Consider the following 18,153-nt stretch of genomic DNA (forward strand, 5'->3'; position numbering starts at 1 on the left):
AAACACGCAACACTGTTCTCAGCGGGCTCCATAAGCGTGGCTTATGCTCTCCCGACGAAACTGTCGGATTCGCCCTCGAGCACGTATAAGTGAGGTCATGTCTTCTTTCCGCTCGGCAACCATCGGCGTCATCGGCCTGGGTCCCCGGGGCACCAGCATCCTGGAGCGGCTCGGCGCGAATCTGGACGAGCTGCTGCCCGAGGGGGACATCGACCTGCACCTGATCGACCCGCACCTTCCCGGCGCGGGCCGGGTGTGGCGACGGGACCAGTCCCTCGAGCTCGTGATGAACACCCTCGCCGGGGCGGTGACGAACTTCCCCGACGCGAGCGTGACCTGCGCCGGCCCGATCGTCGACGGCCCCACCATGTACGAGTGGTGCGTGCTGCTCCGCGCCGGTGATCCGGAGGCGGCCAGCGCCGCAACGCCGGAAGTCGCCGACGGCGTGCGGGCGACCTTCGCGGCCGCTCCGCCCGCGTCGGAGGTGCTCGCCGACGCGGACCTCGTGGCCGAGGTGCGGCGCACCGAACCGTGGTCGCATCCGAGCCGTGCCCTCTACGGCCACTACCTGACGTGGTGCTTCGAGCGGGCCCTCGCGATGCTGCCCGACCGCGTGCGCGTGGTGCTGCACAGCGAACTGGCGGCCTCCGTCACCGCCCTGCCCGGCGTCGGTGGGAACGTTCCACGCGAGCGCATCACCCTCGCCGGCGGCCGCGAGCTCGACTGCGACGCGGTCATCATGGCACTGGGCTGGCTCGACGCCGCGCCGTCGGCCGCCGATACCCAGCTCGCCGAGGCGCCGGATGCCGCCTCCACGACCTGGGTGGGCCCGGCCAGCCCCGTCGAGCAGGACCTCGACGCCCTGCCCGCGGGCGGCGACGTGATCGTGCGAGGCCTCGGCATGAACTTCTTCGACGCGATGGCACTCCTCACACTCGGCCGGGGCGGGACGTTCGTGCGCGTCAGCGACGACGTCGACGGCCTGGAGTATCGCCCGAGCGGGCAGGAACCGCGCCTCCTCGTGTCGTCCCGACGCGGTGTTCCGTTCCGCTCCAAGACGCTGTACGGGTCGCTGCCGCCGGCGCCCGCCCAGGTGCACCTGCGCGAAGCGCGGTTCGCCGAGCGCACCGACCAGATCGACTTCGATTCCGAGATCCGCCCGCTCATCCTCAAGGATGCGCTGCGCGACTACTACCTCACGCTCGCCCGCGCCACCCCGGATGCGCTCGTCGCTCCGGTCGACACGCTGCTCGAGGCCATCGCCCGCCATCCCGCCGACTCGGCCGAGCTGGCGACCGCGGTGGCGCACGCGATACCGGATCCGGCCGATCGGCTGGACCTGCAGGCCCTCGAGGTCCCGGTGAATCGCGTGTTCTCGTCGCCGGAGGAGTACACCGAATGGGTGCTCGACTACATCCGTCACGACCTCCGCGAGGGACGTCTCGGCACGGAGAGCCCGCTCAAAGCCGCGGCCTGGTCGATCAGCGCCGCACGTGGCGCGGTCGCCGGCTACGCGGGATTCGGTGGCCTGGAGGGTACGTCGTTCACGGGTGGCTACAAGGAGTTCCTCGCGTTCGGCGGCATGATGGGCAGCGGGCCGCCTGCCTTCCGCCTCGAGCAGTTGCTCGCGCTCTGCCGCGCGGGGATCGTGTCGTTCCTCGGCCCGCACGTGCGCGTGAACCGCGCACCGGACGGTGCATCGTTCGTGGCCGAGTCGCCGTTGGTGCACGACTCGCGGGTGGTGGCCCCGGCGCTGCTGGATGCGTGGATGTACTCCCCCACCGTGCAGCGCACGGTCGATCCGTTGCTCGCGGGGCTGCTTCGGGACGGTCGGGCGCGCGCGTTCCGCGTGCCGAACGCCGACGGTTCGCACAGCACGACCGAGGGCGTCGAGATCGACCGCGCCACCAGCCGACTCGTCGACGCCACCGGGGAGCCGCAGGCGTCGCTCTACCTAGCCGGCATCCCCACCGAGGATGTGCGCGGCTTCACCGTCATCTCCCCCATGCCGAACACGAACTCGCCGATGCTGCGCGAAACGGACGCGATCGTGCGCGACGTGCTGGCGTCGGCTGCGGAGAGAACCGGTTCATCGATCGCCCCGGAGGCTGCTCATGTCTGAACGACCCGGGTCCGCACGGCCCGTCGCACTCGTCACCGGAGCCACCGGCGGGATCGGCCGCGCCGTCGTGGACGACCTCGCCGCCGACCACGAGGTGCTCGCCGTGGGGCGGAACGCCGAGGCGATCGCGGACCTCGATGCCCTCCCGGGTGTGCGAGCGGTTCCGCTCGACCTCACCGACGACGCGGCGCTGATCGCATTCGCCGAGACCCTCGATCGGCTCGACGTGCTGGTGCACGCGGCCGCGGTCGCCACCCAATTCTCGGTCGCCGATGCGGATGCTGGGGAATGGCGGCGTCAGTACGACGTCAATGTCGTCGCGCCCGCCCTCCTCACCCGGCTCACCCTGCCACTGCTGCGTGCGTCGTCCGGCCGCGTGATCTTCATCAACTCCGGCGCCGGGACCCGCGCCGTGCCGGGGAGCGTGGTCTATTCGGCGACCAAGTTCGCGTTGCGCGCCGTCGCCGACTCGCTGCGTGCCGAGGAGGCCGACGCGGGAGTGCGGGTCTCCACCGTCGCACCCGGACCCACCGACACCGAGATGGCGCGCTCGCTCGGGTCGGCGTCGGGCAGGCCGTACGAGCCGTCCCGGCTGATCCGGCCCGCGTCGGTTGCCGCCGCCGTGCGACTCGTGGTCGACGCCGGTGACGACACGCAGATCACCGAGGTGGCGGTGCGACCGCGCCGCGAGCTGTCCTGACGCCCGAAACGAAGCCATTCGCCCGCCGACACCCGAGGGAGCACCATGACCGACTACCCCGACACCCTGCGCTACGCCGCCGAGCACGAGTGGATCGCCGCGGAGCCGCCGTTCCGCGTGGGCATCACGCGGTATGCCGCCGACGCCCTCGGTGACGTCGTGTACATCGATCCGCCCGCGGTGGGCACCACAGTGACCGCCGGGAGCGCCTTCGGCGAGATCGAGTCGACGAAGTCGGTCAGCGACCTCTACGCCCCGGCCACCGGTGTCGTGACGGAGATCAACGAGGCCGCCGTGGCCGACCCGAGCATCGTCAACGACGACCCGTACGGCTCGGGCTGGCTGTACGTGCTCGAGGTGAGCGAGCCCGCTCCCACGCTGTCCGCGGAGGAGTACCAGGCGCTGGTCGACGCAAAGCCCTAGCCCAGCGTCGCCGCCTCTAGTCGACGAGCCGCGTCAGCCAGCCGTGACGGTCGGGCACCCGGCCGTACTGGATTCCCGTGAGTTCCTCCCGCAGCGACATGGTGAGCGGCCCGGCCGGGGCATCCGCGTTCCCCACGGCGAAGTCGGCGCCCTTGAGCTGGGCGATGGGAGTGATCACCGCGGCGGTGCCGCACGCGAACACCTCGGTGATCTCACCCGACTCCACACCAGTGCGCCATTCGTCGAGCGTCACCCGCCGCTCCTCCACGGTGTGCCCGCGGTCGCGGGCGAGCTGCAGCACGCTGTCGCGGGTGATGCCCTCGAGGATGCTCTCGGAGGCGGGCGTGACGATCCTGCCGTCGCGGTACACGAGCACGATGTTCATGCCGCCGAGCTCCTCGAGGTAGATCCCCTCCTCGGCGTCGAGGAACAGCACCTGGGCGCAGTCGTTCTCGTACGCCTCCGCCTGCGGGAGCAGGGAGGCCGCGTAGTTTCCGCCGCACTTGGCGGCGCCCGTGCCGCCCTTGCCGGCCCGCGAGTATTCGGTGGTGAGCCAGATCGACACCGGCGCGACCCCCTGGGCGAAGTAGGCCCCGGCCGGACTGGCGATCACGTAGTACCCGACCCGCTGCGCGGAACGCACACCGAGGAAGCTTTCGTTCGCGATCATGAACGGTCGGAGGTAGAGGCTCGTCTCCGGGGCATCCGGCACCCACCGCGCGTCGACGGCGACGAGCTGGCGGATGGACTCCACGAAGTCCTCCTCGGGGAGCTCCGGCAGCGCCAGCCGCTGGGCCGACTTGCGCAGTCGCGCGGCGTTGCGCTCGGGCCGGAACGCCCAGATCGAGCCGTCGTCGTGCCGGTACGCCTTCAGTCCCTCGAAGATCTCCTGCCCGTAGTGCAGGACCGCGGCGGAGGGGTCGAGATGCAGCGGCCCGTAAGGCTGCACGCGTGCGTCCTGCCAGCCGCCGTCGATCGTCCAGTCGATGGCGACCATGTGGTCGGTGAAGTGCCTGCCGAAGCCGGGATCGGCGAGGATGGCCTCGCGTTCGGCGTCGGCGCGCGCGCTCTGCGAGGGCGTGGTCGCGAATCGGAGGGAGAAATCGGTGGTGGTCATTCGGAGTCCTGAACGTGAGGTCACTGCGCCGCGGATGCGACGGGCTGCGATGGGGAGGAAGGTGACGGAGTCGACGAGAGCTTCGCCAGGATGGCGTCGCCCACCTCGCCGGTACTGCGCGAGGCCGCGGCGCTCCCCTCCGAGGTGATGCGATCGGCGAGGTCGGCCGTCACAGCGGCGTTCACCCGCGCGGCCGCGTCGGTGAGGCCGAGGTGCTCGAGGAGGAGCGCGACCGAGAGGATCGCCGCGGTGGGGTCGGCCTTCGCGGTGCCGGCGATGTCGGGTGCCGAGCCGTGCACGGGCTCGAACATGCTGGGGAATTGGCCCGTCGGATTGATGTTCGCCGAGGCCGCCAGCCCGATGCCTCCGCTGATGGCGGCGGCGAGGTCGGTGAGGATGTCACCGAAGAGGTTGTCGGTAAGGATAACGTCGAATCGGCTCGGCTGGGTGACCAGGAAGATGGTCGCCGCATCCACGTGCAGGTAGTCGACGGTCACCTCGGGGTACTCGGAGGCGACGCGATTGACCGTGCGCTGCCACAGACCACCGGCGTGGGTGAGCACGTTGGTCTTGTGCACGAGGGTGAGGTGCTTTCGCGCGCGCGCCTCAGCGCGCTCGAAGCCGAAGCGCACTATCCGCTCCACGCCGAAGGCCGTGTTCACAGACACCTCGTTCGCGATCTCGTTCGGGGTGCCCACCCGGATCGAACCGCCGTTGCCGACGTAGGGGCCCTCGGTGCCCTCCCGCACCACCACGAAGTCCACCTCACCGGGGTCGGCGAGCGGGCTGGTGACCCCGGGGAAGACGACGGTGGGGCGCAGGTTGGCGTAGTGGTCGAGGGCGAAGCGGAGCTTCAGCAGCAAACCACGCTCCACGATGCCACCGGCGAGCCGGGGGTCGCTCGGGTTGCCGCCCACCGCGCCGAGCAGGATCGCGTCGTGGCCCCGCAGCGCCTCGAGATCGTTGTCATCGAGGATGCGACCGGTCTCCAGATAGTGCCCGGCGCCGAACGGATAGGTGGTGGCCGTGACGCTCGCGTCGTCGGCCACGGCCGCCTTCAGCACGCGGAGCGCCTCGGTGGTGACCTCTGGGCCGATCCCATCACCCGGGATGACGGCGAGATTGAGCGAGCGCGACATGAAACTCCTGCGAAATTTGGTGGCGTGCACTCACACTACCGCCGCATTCGCGTGCTCCATCGGTATGGTTATGCCACAGTGTTCCTCTCCGAAAGCAGGCAATCATGAGTCTTGGACTCGGCATCTTTTTGTTCGTCGTTGGCGCGATCCTCGCTTTCGCACTCGACTTCCAGGTCAGCGGCGTCAACCTCGACATGATCGGCTACATCCTCATGGGAGCGGGCGCGATCGTGATCGTCGTGGGAATCGCCCTCATCATCCGTGGCCGTTCGACGGTCGCCGAGACGCGCACGTCCGTCGACCCCGCGAGCGGCCAGAGCGTCAGCCGCACCTCGCGCAACGAGACCGACCCGCTGATCTGACACCCCGCACAACGTTCCGCCCGGCGCGACCTTCGGGTCGCACCGGGCGGTTTTTCGTGTGCGGGCCGCCCGGCCCAGCGGTCAGGCCGCGCTCTCGGTCAGGCCGCGCTCTCGGTCAGGCTGCGTCGGGCGGCTGTTCCATCCACCACTCGGTGAACTCGCGCGCACGCCCGTCCGGAGCGAAGCGCAGCACCCACAGATTGCTGTACGTGGCTCCGCCGGCGTACACGGTGGTGGCCTGAGCGATTGCGATCTCGTCGGTGACGACGAGCGGAGTCCACTCGAACGTCGTCTCCCCCGGTTCGTCCCGCGCCTCGAGCCACCCCCAGACGATGGCGTCGTGCCCATGCCACGGCGACGCGTGCGGCTCGGTGAAGTAGTCGGCGTCCTCGGTGAACAGCGCACGGATGTGGTTCTCGTCGTTCGACGCCCACGCCCGTTCGTAGGCCTCGATCCAGTTCCGCAGCACGCTCTCGTTGCTCATGCGTCTGTTCTACTCCCGGCGGGATCCCCGAGTTCCAGTCGCTGAGCCACGGTCGCTCATTCACGGTCGCTGCGTCACGGTCGCTGAGTCACGGTCGCTGAGCCACGGTCGCTGAGTCACGGTCGCTGAGCCTGTCGAAGCGACGAAACGTACCGGGAGCGTCCCTTCGACAGGCTCAGGGACCGTGGGGAGCGTCCCTTCGACAGGCTCAGGGACCGTAGGGCGCGTCCCATCAACAGGCTCGAGGGACCGTAGGGCGCGTCCCATCGACAGGCTCAGGGACCGTATAAGGAGTCCCGCCGACCGCTCAGGGACCGTAGGGCGCGTCCCTTCGACAGGCTCAGGGACCGTATGGCGCGTCCCTTCGACAGCTCAGGGACCGTATGGCGCGTCCCATCAACAGGGTCAGGGACCGTAGGGAGCGTCCCTTCGACAAGCTGAGGGACCGTATCGGGCGTTCCGTCGACCGCTCAGGGACCGGGACAGGCGCGTAGCGTCGGGGGACCGACCGAACGAACGAGTCGACAACGACCGAACGAAAGGACGAAACACGTGAAAGCACTGCAATACCGCACCATCGGATCCGCACCCGAGGTCGTCGAGATCCCCCAGCCGGAGCCGGGCCCGGGCCAGGTGGTGCTCAAAGTGACCGCCGCCGGGGTCTGCCATTCCGATGAGTTCATCATGGGCCTGCCCGAGGACCAGTACATTTACGGACTCCCGCTCACGCTCGGCCATGAGGGAACCGGCATCGTGCACGCGCTCGGCGACGGCGTGCAGCACCTCGCCGTCGGCGACGCCGTCGCCGTCTACGGCCCCTGGGGCTGCGGGCGCTGCCACAACTGCGCCGAGGGCAAGGAGAATTACTGCACGAACGCTGCCGCGGAGGGCATCCAGCCGCCCGGACTCGGCTCGCCCGGATCCATGGCCGAGTACATGCTCATCGACGACCCCCGCCACCTCGTGCCGCTCGGCGACCTCGATCCGGTGCAGAACGTGTCGCTCACCGACGCCGGCCTCACGCCGTACCACGCCATCAAGCTGTCGCTCGCGAAGCTCGGCGCCGGCACGACCGCCGTGGTCATCGGCACCGGCGGCCTCGGCCATGTGGGCATCCAGATCCTGCGCGCCCTCAGCGGCGCGACCGTGATCGCGCTCGATGTGAACGAGGAGAAGCTCGAGCTCGCCCGCCACGTGGGGGCGCACACCGCCATCCTCAGCAACGAGGCAGCAGTCGACACTGTCCGCGAGCTGACCGGCGGTCGCGGTGCCAATGCCGTCTTCGACTTCGTGGGCGCGCAGCCCACGGTAGACCTGGCCGGCAAGATGGTCGCCACGGAGGGCGACGTGAGCATCGTGGGCATCGGCGGGGGCACGCTGCCCGTCGGCTTCGGTGTCATCGCGTACGACGCCGCTGTGCGAACGCCGTACTGGGGATCGCGCGGCGAACTCATCGAGGTGCTCGACCTCGCCCGGAGCGGTCACCTGAGCGTGGAGGTGGAGACCTTCAGTCTCGACGAGGCGCCCCGCGCCTACGAGCGGCTGCACGAGGGATCGATCCGGGGTCGCGCGGTGATCGTGCCGAACGCCTGACCCCGGTCGTCACGTCGCATCCCTCGTCCTCGCCGCTCCCGCTTCCCGCCGCCGCTACCCCCCTGGGGCTGGCGGGGACGGGAAACGGGAGCGAGGACGGGAAGCGGGAGCGAGGACGGGAAGCGCGAGCGGCGGGAAACGGGAGCAGCGGATGACGGGTCCGCGGACGACGGCTCGACGGACGCTAGTCGGTGAGGTCGATCTCGCGGAGCATGTCGGCGTTGATCGCGGTGCGCACGGTCTCGAGCACGCCGTCCGGCACCGGTGAGTCCACGCTCAGCACGCTGAGCGCCTTGCCGCCGGCCACGTGGCGCGCGATCTGCATGCCCGCGATGTTCACGTCGGCGTCGCCGAACTCCTTGCCGTAGACGGCGACGATGCCGGGGCGGTCCTCGTAGCTCATGACGATGAGGTGCTTGGCGAACGGCACCTCGACGTCGTAGCCGTTCACGCCGACGATCTTCTCGATCTGCTTCGGACCGGTCAGCGTGCCGGACACCGACACCTGCGATCCATCGCTCAGCGCCCCGCTGATGGTGAGCATGTTGCGGTAGTCCTCGGACACCGGGTCGGTGATGAGCCGCACGGTCACGCCTCGCTGCTCGGCGAGCAACGGTGCATTGACGTAGGAGACGTTCTCGCTCACCACGTTCGTGAAGATGCCCTTGAGGGCCGCGAGCTTGAGCACGCTCACGTCGTGCTCGACGATCTCGCCGCGCACCTCCACGTCCACGCTGGTGAGTGAGCCGTGGGCCAGGCCGGAGAACACCTGGCCGAGCTTCTCGATCAGCGGGATGCCGGGGCGCACGCTCGGGTCGATGATGCCGCCGGCCACGTTCACCGCATCGGGTACGAGTTCGCCGTCGAGCGCGAGCCGCACCGAACGGGCGACCGAGACCCCGGCCTTCTCCTGCGCCTCGTCGGTGGATGCGCCGAGGTGCGGGGTGACGATGATGTTGTCGAGTCCGAGCAGCGGCGACCCCGTGGGCGGTTCCGATACGAACACGTCGAGGCCCGCGCCCGCGATGCGGTTCGAGCGGAGGGCGGCGTACAGCGCATCCTCGTCGACGATGCCGCCGCGGCTCGCGTTCACGATGCGCAGGGTCGGCTTGGCGCGCGCGAACTGGTCGGCACCGATGAGACCCGTGGTCTCCGGCGTCTTCGGGATGTGGATGGTGATGAAGTCGGACTGCTCCACGAGGTCGTCGAGCGACAGCAGCTGCACGCCGAGCTGCTGCGCGCGGGCCGGTGTGACGTAGGGGTCGTAGGCCACGAGCGTTGCGCCGAAACCGGCGAGGCGCTGCGCCACGAGGGTGCCGATGCGGCCGAGGCCCACGATGCCGATCGTCTTCTCGTACAGCTCGACGCCGGTGAACTTCGACCGCTGCCACTTGCCGTCCTTGAGCGACGCGTTGGCGTCGGGGATGAACCGGGCCAGTGACAGCAGGTGTCCGACCGCGAGCTCGGCCGCCGAGACCACGTTCGACGTGGGCGCGTTCACGACCATGACACCGGCGGTCGTGGCCGCCTTGATGTCCACATTGTCGAGGCCGACTCCGGCGCGGGCGACCACCTTGAGCAGCGGCGCCGCGGCGATCGCCTCGGCGTCGACCTGCGTCGCGCTCCGCACCAGGATGGCGGAGGCGTCGGCCAGAGCGGCGAGCAGCGCGGGGCGGTCGGTGCCGTCGACGTTACGCACGTCGAAGTCGGGACCGAGCGCATCCACGGTTGCGGGGGACAGTTCTTCGGCGATCAGCACGACCGGCTTTGTCACGGGGAAGTATTCCTAACGGCGGGTGTGCGGGCGAACAATCACATGTTAGTCCGCTATGAATGAGCGGGTGGATGCGTCGACTCTCGAAGTAATACAGCTGGTGGTGCGCGTGCTGCTGGCCGCGGTGTTCGTGGCGATGGGGGTGACGCACTTCCTGCCGGGGCCGTCACGGGTGATGGCGAAGCTCATCCCGCCGGCACTCCGAACCGAGGGGCTGCTGAATCCGCGCAACCTCGTGCTGTTCACCGGAGTGTGCGAGATCCTGGGCGGCATCGGCCTGCTCATCCCGCAGACGCAACTCGCGGCCGGGATCGCGCTGGTGTTCTTCCTGCTCGCGGTGTTCCCGGCGAACGCGTACGCATCGCAGCATCCGGAGGAGTTCGGCGTGGTCGCGGTGCCGTTCCTGCCGCGGCTCTTCGGCCAGTTGCTGCTCATCGGCCTGGTGCTGTTCGCGGCGCTGCCCCTGTCCGGGCGCTGACTCCCGGCTCTGCGGCTCCGGAGCCGCTCCACGGCCCGGCAGCACCCCACGGTCCCTGAGCCGCTCCCACGGTCCCGGAGCTCGTCGAAGGGACACTCCCCCGCGACTCCTGAACCGCTCCGCGGTCCCGGCGGCACCTCACGGTCCCTGAGCCTGTCGAAGGGGCTTTGCGCAGTGTCCCTTCGACAGGCTCAGGGACCGCATGGGCGATTCCGGGGACCGGACGCGCATGCGCTCGGGGACCGCCCTCCGGACGGTCCCCGAGCCACAACCCGACTAGCGGGCGGTCTGGCCGTCGGTGTAGTCGTCGTCCTGCGTGTTCCACGCGAAGAGCTTGCGCAGCTCGCGACCGGTGGACTCGATCGGGTGGTCCTCGCCCTTCTTGCGCAGCTCGAGGAACTCGGGCGCGCCGGCGTCCTGATCCTTGATGAAGCGCTCGGCGAAGGCCCCCGACTGGATGTCGCCCAGCACGGCCTTCATGTTCTCCTTGACCTCGGGCGAGATGACGCGCGGGCCGGAGACGTAGTCGCCGTACTCGGCGGTGTCGGAGATGCTCCAGCGCTGCTTGGCGATGCCGCCCTCCCACATGAGGTCGACGATGAGCTTCAGCTCGTGCAGCACCTCGAAGTAGGCGATCTGGGGCTGGTAGCCCGCCTCGATCAGCGTCTCGAAGCCGTACTGCACCAGCTGCGAGGTACCGCCGCAGAGCACGGCCTGCTCACCGAACAGGTCGGTCTCGGTCTCCTCGGTGAAGGTGGTCTTGATGCCACCGGCACGCAGGCCGCCGATGCCGCGCGAGTACGACCAGGCGAGGTCCCAGGCACTGCCCGAGGCGTCCTTCTCCACGGCGACGATCACGGGGACGCCGCGTCCTGCCTCGAACTCACGACGCACGGTGTGTCCGGGACCCTTGGGGGCGACGAGCAGCACGTCGACGCCCTCCGGCGCCTCGATGTAGCCGAAGCGGATGTTGAAGCCGTGACCGAAGACGAGCGCCTTGCCCTCGCTCAGGTTGTCCTTGATGTCATCGGCGTAAACGTGGCGCTGCACCTGGTCGGGCGCGAGGATCACGATGACGTCGGCCCAGGCGGCGGCGTCGGACGGGGTGTGCACGGTGAAACCCTGCTCCTCGGCCTTGGCGCGGCTCTTCGAGCCCTCCTTGAGGCCGACGACGACCTCGACGCCCGAGTCGCGCAGGTTAAGCGCGTGGGCGTGGCCCTGCGAGCCGTAGCCGATCACGGCGACCTTCTTGCCCTGGATGATCGACAGGTCGGCGTCTTTGTCGTAGAAGATTTCGGTCACGTGTGGTTCTCCTTGTTCGATGTGGATGGGTATGGGCCCTTCGACGAGCTCAGGGACCGGTGGATGGGTATGGGCCCTTCGACGAGCTCAGGGACCGGTGGATGGGTATGGGCCCTTCGACGAGCTCAGGGTCCGGTGGATCAGGATGGGCCGTTCGACACGCTCAGGGACCATGTGCCCGTTCGGCGAGCCCGAGGCCCGATCGGGGCTACGACCGGTAGACGCGGTCGGTGATGGACTTGCCGCCGCGCCCGATGGCGAGAAGGCCGGACTGCGCGATCTCCTTGATGCCGTAGGGCTCGAGCACCCGGAGGAACGCGGTGGTCTTCCCCGAGTCGCCGGTCACCTCGATCACGAGCGCGTCGGTGGCCACGTCGACCACGCGGGCGCGGAAGAGGGTGACGGCCTCGAGCACCTGTGACCGGGTGGTGTTGTCGACGCGCACCTTGATGAGCAGGTGCTCGCGCTGAACGGACTGCGTCGGTTCGAGCTCCACGATCTTGAGCACGTTGACCAGCTTGTTGAGCTGCTTGGTCACCTGCTCGAGCGGCAACTCCTCCACATCCACCACGACGGTGATGCGGGAGAGCCCGGCGATCTCGCTCTTGCCCACGGCGAGGCTCTCGATGTTGAAGCCACGACGGGCGAACAGTCCGGCGACGCGGGTCAGAAGACCCGGCTTGTCTTCGACGAGCAGGGAGAGGACGTGACTCATGCTCTACTCCTCTTCCCACTCGGGGGCGTGCGCCCTCGCGTACTGCACGGCGCTGTTGCTGAGACCCTGCGGGACCATGGGCCACACCATCGCGTCGCGGCTGACCACGAAGTCGATGACCACGGGCCGGTCGTTGGTGTCGAGCGCGAGCTGGATGGCGGCGTCCACGTCCTCCTTGCGGGTGACCCGTATTCCGAGGGCGCCATAGGCGTCCGCCATCTTCACGAAGTCGGGCACCATGCGCGTGTCGTGCCCGGTGTTCAGGTCGGTGAAGGAGTGCCGGCCCTCGAAGAACAGGGTCTGCCACTGGCGCACCATGCCGAGCGACGAGTTGTTGATGATCGCGACCTTGATCGGGATGTCGTTGATCGTGCAGGTGGCGAGTTCCTGATTGGTCATCTGGAAGCAGCCGTCGCCGTCGATGGCCCAGACCGCACGGTCGGGCTGCGCGACTTTGGCGCCCATGGCGGCCGGGACGGCGTAGCCCATCGTGCCGGCGCCGCCGGAGTTGAGCCACGAGTTCGGCCGCTCGTACTTGATGAACTGGGCCGACCACATCTGATGCTGGCCCACGCCGGAGGCGAAGACGCCCTCGGGTCCGGTCAGCTCGCCGATGCGCTCGATCACCCACTGCGGAGACAGCAGGCCGTCGTCGGGCTCGGTGTAGCCGAGGGGGAACTCCGTGCGGAGAGAGTCGAGACGCTCCCACCATTCGGTGAGGTCGGGGGTGGTGCGGGTCACCGCATCCGCGTAGGCGGCGGTGAGATCGATGATCACGTCCTTCGCGTCGCCCACGATGGGCACGTCGGCGACGCGGATCTTGGAGATCTCCGCCGGATCGATGTCCACGTGCACGATCTTGGCGTCGGGCGCGAACTCGCTCGGCTTGCCGGTGACGCGGTCGTCGAACCGGGCTCCGAGGGACACGATGAGGTCGCTCTCCTGCAGCGACAGCACCGCGGGCACCGTGCCGTGCATGCCGGGCATGCCGAGGTGCTGCGGGTGCGAGTCCGGAACGGCGCCGCGCGCCATCAGCGTGGTGACCACGGGTGCGCCGGTGGCCTCGACGAGCGGAAGCAGCACCTCCGAGGCGCGGGCACGGACCACTCCCCCGCCCACGTAGAGCACGGGGCGCTTGGCCTCGGCGAGCATCTGCGCCGCAGCCTGCACCTGCTTGCCGTGCGCCTTGGTGATGGGACGGTAACCGGGCAGCTCCACGCGGGTCGGCCACACGAAGGGCGCCGAGTTCTGCTGCGCGTCCTTCGTCACGTCGACCAGCACCGGGCCGGGGCGGCCGGTCGAGGCGATGTGGTACGCCGCGGCCATGACCTCGGGCACGTCCTCGGGCTTGGTGATGAGGAAGGAGTGCTTGGTGATCGGCATGGTGATGCCGACGATGTCGACCTCCTGGAACGCGTCGGTTCCCATCGAGGTGGAGAAGACCTGGCCCGTGATGCAGAGCAGCGGCACGGAGTCCATGTAGGCGTCGGCGATGGCGGTCACCAGGTTGGTGGCGCCGGGGCCCGAGGTCGCGATGGCGACGCCGACCCGACCCGACGACGAGGCGTAGCCCTCGGCGGCGTGTCCGGCGCCCTGCTCGTGCCGCACGAGGATGTGGCGGATGGCGTCCTGCGTCATCAGCTCGTCGTAGAACGGCATGATCGCGCCGCCCGGGAGCCCGAACACGTCGGTCACTCCGAGCAGTTCGAGCGATCGGAGGATCGCACCCGATCCGGTGAGGACGTCAGGCGCGGTGGATGTGCCCGGAGCGGTAGGCACCGGGATCGATTCCGTTGGCATCGGGAATGTGTCCTTAGTCGTCGAAGGGGGAAATGCTCGGCCGGGCTCTAGCCCGTGATCGCTCCGGTGGCGGCGGACTGCACGAGTTTGGAGTACTTCGCGAGAACACCGCGGGTGTAGCGCGGGGGAAGCGGGGCCCAGCCGTCACGGCGGGCAGCGAGCTCACTCGGTTCGACTCGTAGGTCGAGGGAGCGGGCAGCGATATCGACCCGTATTAGATCCCCATCGCGCACGAAGGCAATCGGACCTGCGTCCACTGCTTCGGGTGCTATGTGGCCGACGCACAGGCCGGTTGTGCCGCCTGAGAATCGTCCGTCCGTCAAGAGTAGTACATCTTTTCCGAGGCCAGCGCCCTTGATGGCGCCCGTGATGGCGAGCATCTCGCGCATCCCCGGGCCGCCCTTGGGCCCCTCGTACCGGATGACGACCACGTCGCCCGCCCCGATCCGCCCCTCGGTGAGCGCGTCCATCGCCTCACGCTCGCGCTCGAACACGCGTGCCGGACCCTCGAACACCTCGGCGTCGAAGCCCGCGGTCTTCACGACGGCACCCTCGGGTGCCAGCGATCCGTGCAGCACGGTGATGCCACCGGTCGCGTGCAGGGGGTTGTCGAGGGTGTGCAGCACGTCGCCGTCGAGCGGCGGAACGTCGAGCTCGGCCAGGTTCTCGGCCACGGTCTTGCCGGTCACGGTGAGCGCGTCGCCGTGCAGCAGGCCCGCGTCGAGGAGCGCCTTCATGACCACGGGGACGCCGCCGCGGCGGTCCACGTCGTTCATCACGTACTTGCCGAAGGGCTTCAGGTTGCCGATGTGCGGCACCGTGTCGCCGATGCGATTGAAGTCGTCGAGGGTGAGCTCGACCTCTGCCTCGTTCGCGATGGCCAGGAGGTGGAGCACCACGTTGGTGGAGCCGCCGAAGGCCATGGCCACGGCGATGGCGTTCTCGAATGCCTTCTTGGTGAGGATGTCGCGGCTGGTGATGCCGAGTCGGAGCAGATTGACCACGGCCTCGCCGCTGCGGTGCGCGTAGTAGTCGCGACGACGGTCGGCGGATGCCGGCGACGCCGAACCGGGCAGGCTCATGCCGAGGGCCTCGGCCACCGACGCCATGGTGTTGGCGGTGTACATGCCGCCGCACGCGCCCTCGCCGGGAGCGAACGCGCACTCGATGCGCTTCGCGTCCTCGGCGCTCATGCGCCCGGCCTTCACCGCGCCCACCGCCTCGAATCCATCGATGATGGTGATGTCCTTCTCGGTGCCGTCGGAGAGGCGCACCCAGCCGGGCGCGATCGATCCGGCGTAGAGGAACACGGACGCCAGGTTGAGGCGAGCGGCCGCCATCAGCATGCCGGGCAGCGACTTGTCGCAGCCCGCGAGCAGCACGGAGCCGTCGAGACGCTCGGCCTGCATGACCACCTCGACGGAGTCGGCGATCACCTCACGGCTGACGAGGGAGAAGTGCATGCCCTCGTGGCCCATCGAGATGCCGTCGGAGACGGAGATGGTGCCGAACTGGAGCGGGTAGCCGCCACCGGAGTGCACACCCTCCTTCGATGCCTGCGCGAGGCGGTCGAGCGAGAGGTTGCACGGCGTGATCTCGTTCCACGAGCTCGCGATGCCGATCTGCGGCTTGTCCCAGTCCGCGTCGCCCATGCCCACCGCTCGGAGCATTCCGCGGGAGGTGGTGGCTTCGATTCCGTCGGTGACGTCGCGGCTCCGCGGCTTGACATCGATCTGGGGCATATCACTGTCCGGCATGCGCTCAAGTCTAGGCGTTCCGGCGCATCGGCCCGGTCGGCGGGGCTGCGCTGAAACGCCCGTGGATGCGCGGATCGGCGCGGCGGATCGGGGGCCCGGATCGGGGCGCCGGGTGAACGCGGTGAAGGGCGGCGGATTGGGTGGGAGCTCGAGGCGGCGAGGAGCGCGGAGTCTTACGCCGCGGCATCCGCGGCGGTTCACCGCAGCCGTCTCCTCCCGCCCACGAGCGTGCCGAGCCGTAGACTCGTGCGCGCCGCACGGCACGGACCCGGCGGCCCGACGGGGTGTGCCGCACCGCCGGCTCCCGAGCGGAAGGAACCGCCGTCCCCGTGTCGTCCTCTCCTCCCCCGTCCCCGCGTTCCACGGCCCCGGATTCCACGGCCGCGGATTCCACGGCCGCGGATTCCACGGCCCCGGGCCTCAGTCCGCGCACCGCGGCGCCCGCCCTTTCCGTCGTCCACGAGCTCGGGCGGGAGGTGCGGGTGCGATGCGGCGACACGGAGGTGCTGCGCTACGTGTACGAGCCGGACGATCCGCAGCTCGAATCTCCGCGGCCCTACTTCGCGCCGCTCCGCACCATGGCCGGCCACGACGTGACCCTGTTCCGCCCGCACGACCACGTGTGGCACAAGGGTCTCGCCTGGTCGTTGCCACAGGTGGGTGGCGAGAACTTCTGGGGCGGTCCCACGTACACGCGCGGCCGCGGCTACGTGCAGCGGGACAACAACGGATCGATGCGGCACGTCGCATTTCCCACCCTCGAGGCCACGGCCGACCGGGTGCTGGTCGAGGAGGACCTCCGGTGGGTCAGGGCATCCGGGTCGCCCTGCGTCACCGAACGGCGCACGTTCGCTGTCACCGCCATGCCGTCCGACGAGCGGTCGTGGCTGCTCACCTTCGCCACCTCGTTCCGCAACGTGTCGGGAAGCGACCTCGTGTTCGGGAGCCCGGCCACCGAGGGTCGCGAGGACGTGGGCTACGGCGGCCTGTTCTGGCGGGGGCCCCGGTCGTTCACCGACGGAACGGTGCATGCGCCCGGACGCACGGGCGGTGACGACCTCAACGGCATCCGCTCGCCGTGGATCGCGTTCTGCGGGCTCCACGACATCGACGACGGCGCATCCACACTCGTCTTCGTCGACGCGCCGTCGTCGCCGGAGGGCGCGATGGCGGATTCCACCGAGTGGTTCGTGCGCACCGAGCAGTACGCGGGGGTCAGCGCGTCGCCGTTCTGCTCCACCGAAACCGTGCTGGCTCCCGGGGGTTCGCTGCGGTACGAGTATGCGGTCGCGATCGCCGACGGCGACCGGGGCCTCGACGGTGCCGCCGCGCTCGCGGCGGCGGTGAGGGATGCCGCATCCGCCTCGTCGCCCGTCGACCCCAGCATCCCCCGCGAATCACTCGACCACGGGGGCGACTCGGCGGGTCCCGCGTGAGAGTGCTGGTGTGGCACGTGCACGGCGGGTGGATGGACTCGTTCGTCCGCGGCACGCACGACTACCTGATTCCCCTGCCGCCCGGTGAGGCGTCGGGTGCTGCCGGGCGCGGCTGGGGCGCGAACGTGCGCGAGGTCGATCCGGCCGCCCTGCGCGACGAGCAGGTCGACGTGGTGGTGGCGCAGGACATGGCACATCTCAAGGAGGCGGAACGCCTTCTCGGGCGCCGCCCCGGTCGCGACGTGCGCGCCGTCTACGTGGAGCACAACACCCCGCGGGGCGGCGTGCCGAACGCGGTGCACCCGCTCGCCGACCGGAGCGACATCCCGATCGTGCACGTGACGCACTTCAACAATCTGATCTGGGACTCGGGTTCGGCCCCCGCGGTGGTCGTCGAGCACGGGGTGCCCGACCCGGGTGCCCTGTACACCGGCGAACGGGCCGCGCTCGGCGTGGTGATCAACGAGCCGGTGCGTCGCTGGCGCGTCACCGGCACCGACCTGCTTCCCCGCTTCGCGGCGGCGGGCCCGATCGTGGCGTTCGGCATCGCCGGTGACCTCCTACCCGCGGCCGTCGGCCTCGACGACGCATACCTGTCCTTCGGTGGGGATCTGCCGCCCGCCGAGCTGCACGCCTCGCTCGCCCGATGCCGTGCCTATTTGCATCCGGTGCGGTGGACGTCCCTCGGACTCTCCCTGCTCGAGGCCATGCACCTGGCCATGCCCGTGGTGGTGCTCGCCAGCACGGAGGCGCCCCGCGCCGTGCCGCCCGAGGCCGGGGCCATCTCCGCCGACGTCGACGCTCTCGTTCGCGAGTCCCGCCGACTTCTGGCCGATCCGGACGAGGCGCGGCGCCGCGGGCGTGTGGCCCGCGAGGTCGCCCTCGAGCGCTACAGCCTCGCGGCCTTCCTCCGGCGCTGGGACGAGGTGCTGGCCGACGGGTGATCCGTCC

The 18,153-nt window shown here is 69.6% G+C and carries 16 protein-coding genes; 8 read left to right on the forward strand and 8 right to left on the reverse strand.

Going from position 1 to position 18,153, the window contains the following annotated elements; all coding sequences use genetic code 11:
- Positions 1 to 97: 97 nt before the first annotated feature.
- From EY822_RS02580 to gcvH, 3 genes are read left to right on the forward strand one after another with little or no spacing between them, the layout of a single operon-like run.
- Positions 98 to 2,122 carry an FAD/NAD(P)-binding protein gene (locus EY822_RS02580; RefSeq protein WP_227496962.1) on the forward strand — a complete coding sequence of 675 codons (2,025 nt, stop codon included), beginning with the start codon at positions 98 to 100 and terminating at the stop codon, positions 2,120 to 2,122.
- Positions 2,115 to 2,822, forward strand: coding sequence for an SDR family oxidoreductase (locus tag EY822_RS02585; RefSeq protein ID WP_150306846.1), 708 nt, complete (start codon positions 2,115 to 2,117; stop codon positions 2,820 to 2,822). Before EY822_RS02580 ends, EY822_RS02585 begins: the two co-directional genes overlap by 8 nt.
- Positions 2,823 to 2,867: 45 nt before the next feature.
- Positions 2,868 to 3,245 carry a glycine cleavage system protein GcvH gene (gene gcvH, locus EY822_RS02590; RefSeq protein WP_150306847.1) on the forward strand — a complete coding sequence of 126 codons (378 nt, stop codon included), beginning with the start codon at positions 2,868 to 2,870 and terminating at the stop codon, positions 3,243 to 3,245.
- Between the two features lie 16 nt (positions 3,246 to 3,261).
- On the opposite strand, the gene EY822_RS02595 is transcribed toward gcvH, so the two are convergent.
- Entirely contained in the window at positions 3,262 to 4,362 is a 1,101-nt protein-coding gene (locus EY822_RS02595; protein ID WP_150306848.1) for a branched-chain amino acid aminotransferase, read from the reverse strand.
- Positions 4,363 to 4,382: 20 nt separating this feature from the next.
- Positions 4,383 to 5,501 (reverse strand): 3-isopropylmalate dehydrogenase, encoded by a 1,119-nt coding sequence (locus tag EY822_RS02600; protein ID WP_150306849.1) that lies wholly within the window; start codon positions 5,499 to 5,501, stop codon positions 4,383 to 4,385.
- Positions 5,502 to 5,605: 104 nt separating this feature from the next.
- On the opposite strand from EY822_RS02600, the gene EY822_RS02605 reads away from it, so the two are divergent.
- Entirely contained in the window at positions 5,606 to 5,863 is a 258-nt protein-coding gene (locus tag EY822_RS02605) for a DUF6458 family protein (protein ID WP_150306850.1), read from the forward strand.
- 115 nt (positions 5,864 to 5,978) lie between these two features.
- Here EY822_RS02605 and EY822_RS02610 read toward each other — a convergent pair whose 3' ends face one another.
- Positions 5,979 to 6,347, reverse strand: a complete 369-nt coding sequence (locus tag EY822_RS02610) for a nuclear transport factor 2 family protein (protein ID WP_150306851.1) — start codon at positions 6,345 to 6,347, stop codon at positions 5,979 to 5,981.
- Between the two features lie 552 nt (positions 6,348 to 6,899).
- Here EY822_RS02610 and EY822_RS02615 point away from each other — a divergent pair.
- Positions 6,900 to 7,940, forward strand: coding sequence for an NAD(P)-dependent alcohol dehydrogenase (locus tag EY822_RS02615; RefSeq protein WP_150306852.1), 1,041 nt, complete (start codon positions 6,900 to 6,902; stop codon positions 7,938 to 7,940).
- A 184-nt stretch (positions 7,941 to 8,124) separates the two neighbouring features.
- On the opposite strand, the gene serA is transcribed toward EY822_RS02615, so the two are convergent.
- On the reverse strand, positions 8,125 to 9,714 hold the full coding sequence (gene serA, locus EY822_RS02620; protein WP_150306853.1) for a phosphoglycerate dehydrogenase: 1,590 nt from the start codon (positions 9,712 to 9,714) through the stop codon (positions 8,125 to 8,127).
- A 67-nt stretch (positions 9,715 to 9,781) separates the two neighbouring features.
- Here serA and EY822_RS02625 point away from each other — a divergent pair, with 67 nt between their 5' ends.
- The gene (locus EY822_RS02625) at positions 9,782 to 10,192 is read left to right on the forward strand and encodes a DoxX family protein (RefSeq protein ID WP_227496963.1); all 411 of its coding nucleotides are present in this window, start codon (positions 9,782 to 9,784) and stop codon (positions 10,190 to 10,192) included.
- 276 nt (positions 10,193 to 10,468) lie between these two features.
- Here the strand turns inward: EY822_RS02625 and ilvC are convergent, their stop codons facing one another.
- From ilvC to ilvD, 4 genes are all read right to left on the reverse strand, one after another.
- Positions 10,469 to 11,494, reverse strand: a complete 1,026-nt coding sequence (ilvC, locus tag EY822_RS02630; RefSeq protein WP_150306855.1) for a ketol-acid reductoisomerase — start codon at positions 11,492 to 11,494, stop codon at positions 10,469 to 10,471.
- A 208-nt stretch (positions 11,495 to 11,702) separates the two neighbouring features.
- Entirely contained in the window at positions 11,703 to 12,209 is a 507-nt protein-coding gene (gene ilvN / locus EY822_RS02635; RefSeq protein WP_150306856.1) for an acetolactate synthase small subunit, read from the reverse strand.
- A 3-nt stretch (positions 12,210 to 12,212) separates the two neighbouring features.
- Positions 12,213 to 14,009 (reverse strand): acetolactate synthase large subunit, encoded by a 1,797-nt coding sequence (locus EY822_RS02640; protein ID WP_150306857.1) that lies wholly within the window; start codon positions 14,007 to 14,009, stop codon positions 12,213 to 12,215.
- A 47-nt stretch (positions 14,010 to 14,056) separates the two neighbouring features.
- Positions 14,057 to 15,751: a dihydroxy-acid dehydratase gene (gene ilvD, locus EY822_RS02645; protein WP_406610301.1), complete on the reverse strand. Its 1,695-nt coding sequence runs from the start codon at positions 15,749 to 15,751 to the stop codon at positions 14,057 to 14,059.
- Positions 15,752 to 16,095: 344 nt separating this feature from the next.
- Between ilvD and EY822_RS02650 the strand changes: the two genes are divergently transcribed.
- Both EY822_RS02650 and EY822_RS02655 read left to right on the forward strand, forming a co-directional pair.
- Positions 16,096 to 17,202, forward strand: coding sequence for a DUF6807 domain-containing protein (locus EY822_RS02650; RefSeq protein WP_150306859.1), 1,107 nt, complete (start codon positions 16,096 to 16,098; stop codon positions 17,200 to 17,202).
- Positions 17,199 to 18,146: a glycosyltransferase gene (locus EY822_RS02655; RefSeq protein WP_150306860.1), complete on the forward strand. Its 948-nt coding sequence runs from the start codon at positions 17,199 to 17,201 to the stop codon at positions 18,144 to 18,146. The genes EY822_RS02650 and EY822_RS02655 overlap by 4 nt, the downstream gene beginning before the upstream one ends.
- The last annotated feature ends 7 nt before the right edge of the window (positions 18,147 to 18,153 follow it).

Origin of the sequence: Planctomonas psychrotolerans (assembly GCF_008642235.1) — a bacterium.
Classification (GTDB): domain Bacteria; phylum Actinomycetota; class Actinomycetes; order Actinomycetales; family Microbacteriaceae; genus Planctomonas; species Planctomonas psychrotolerans.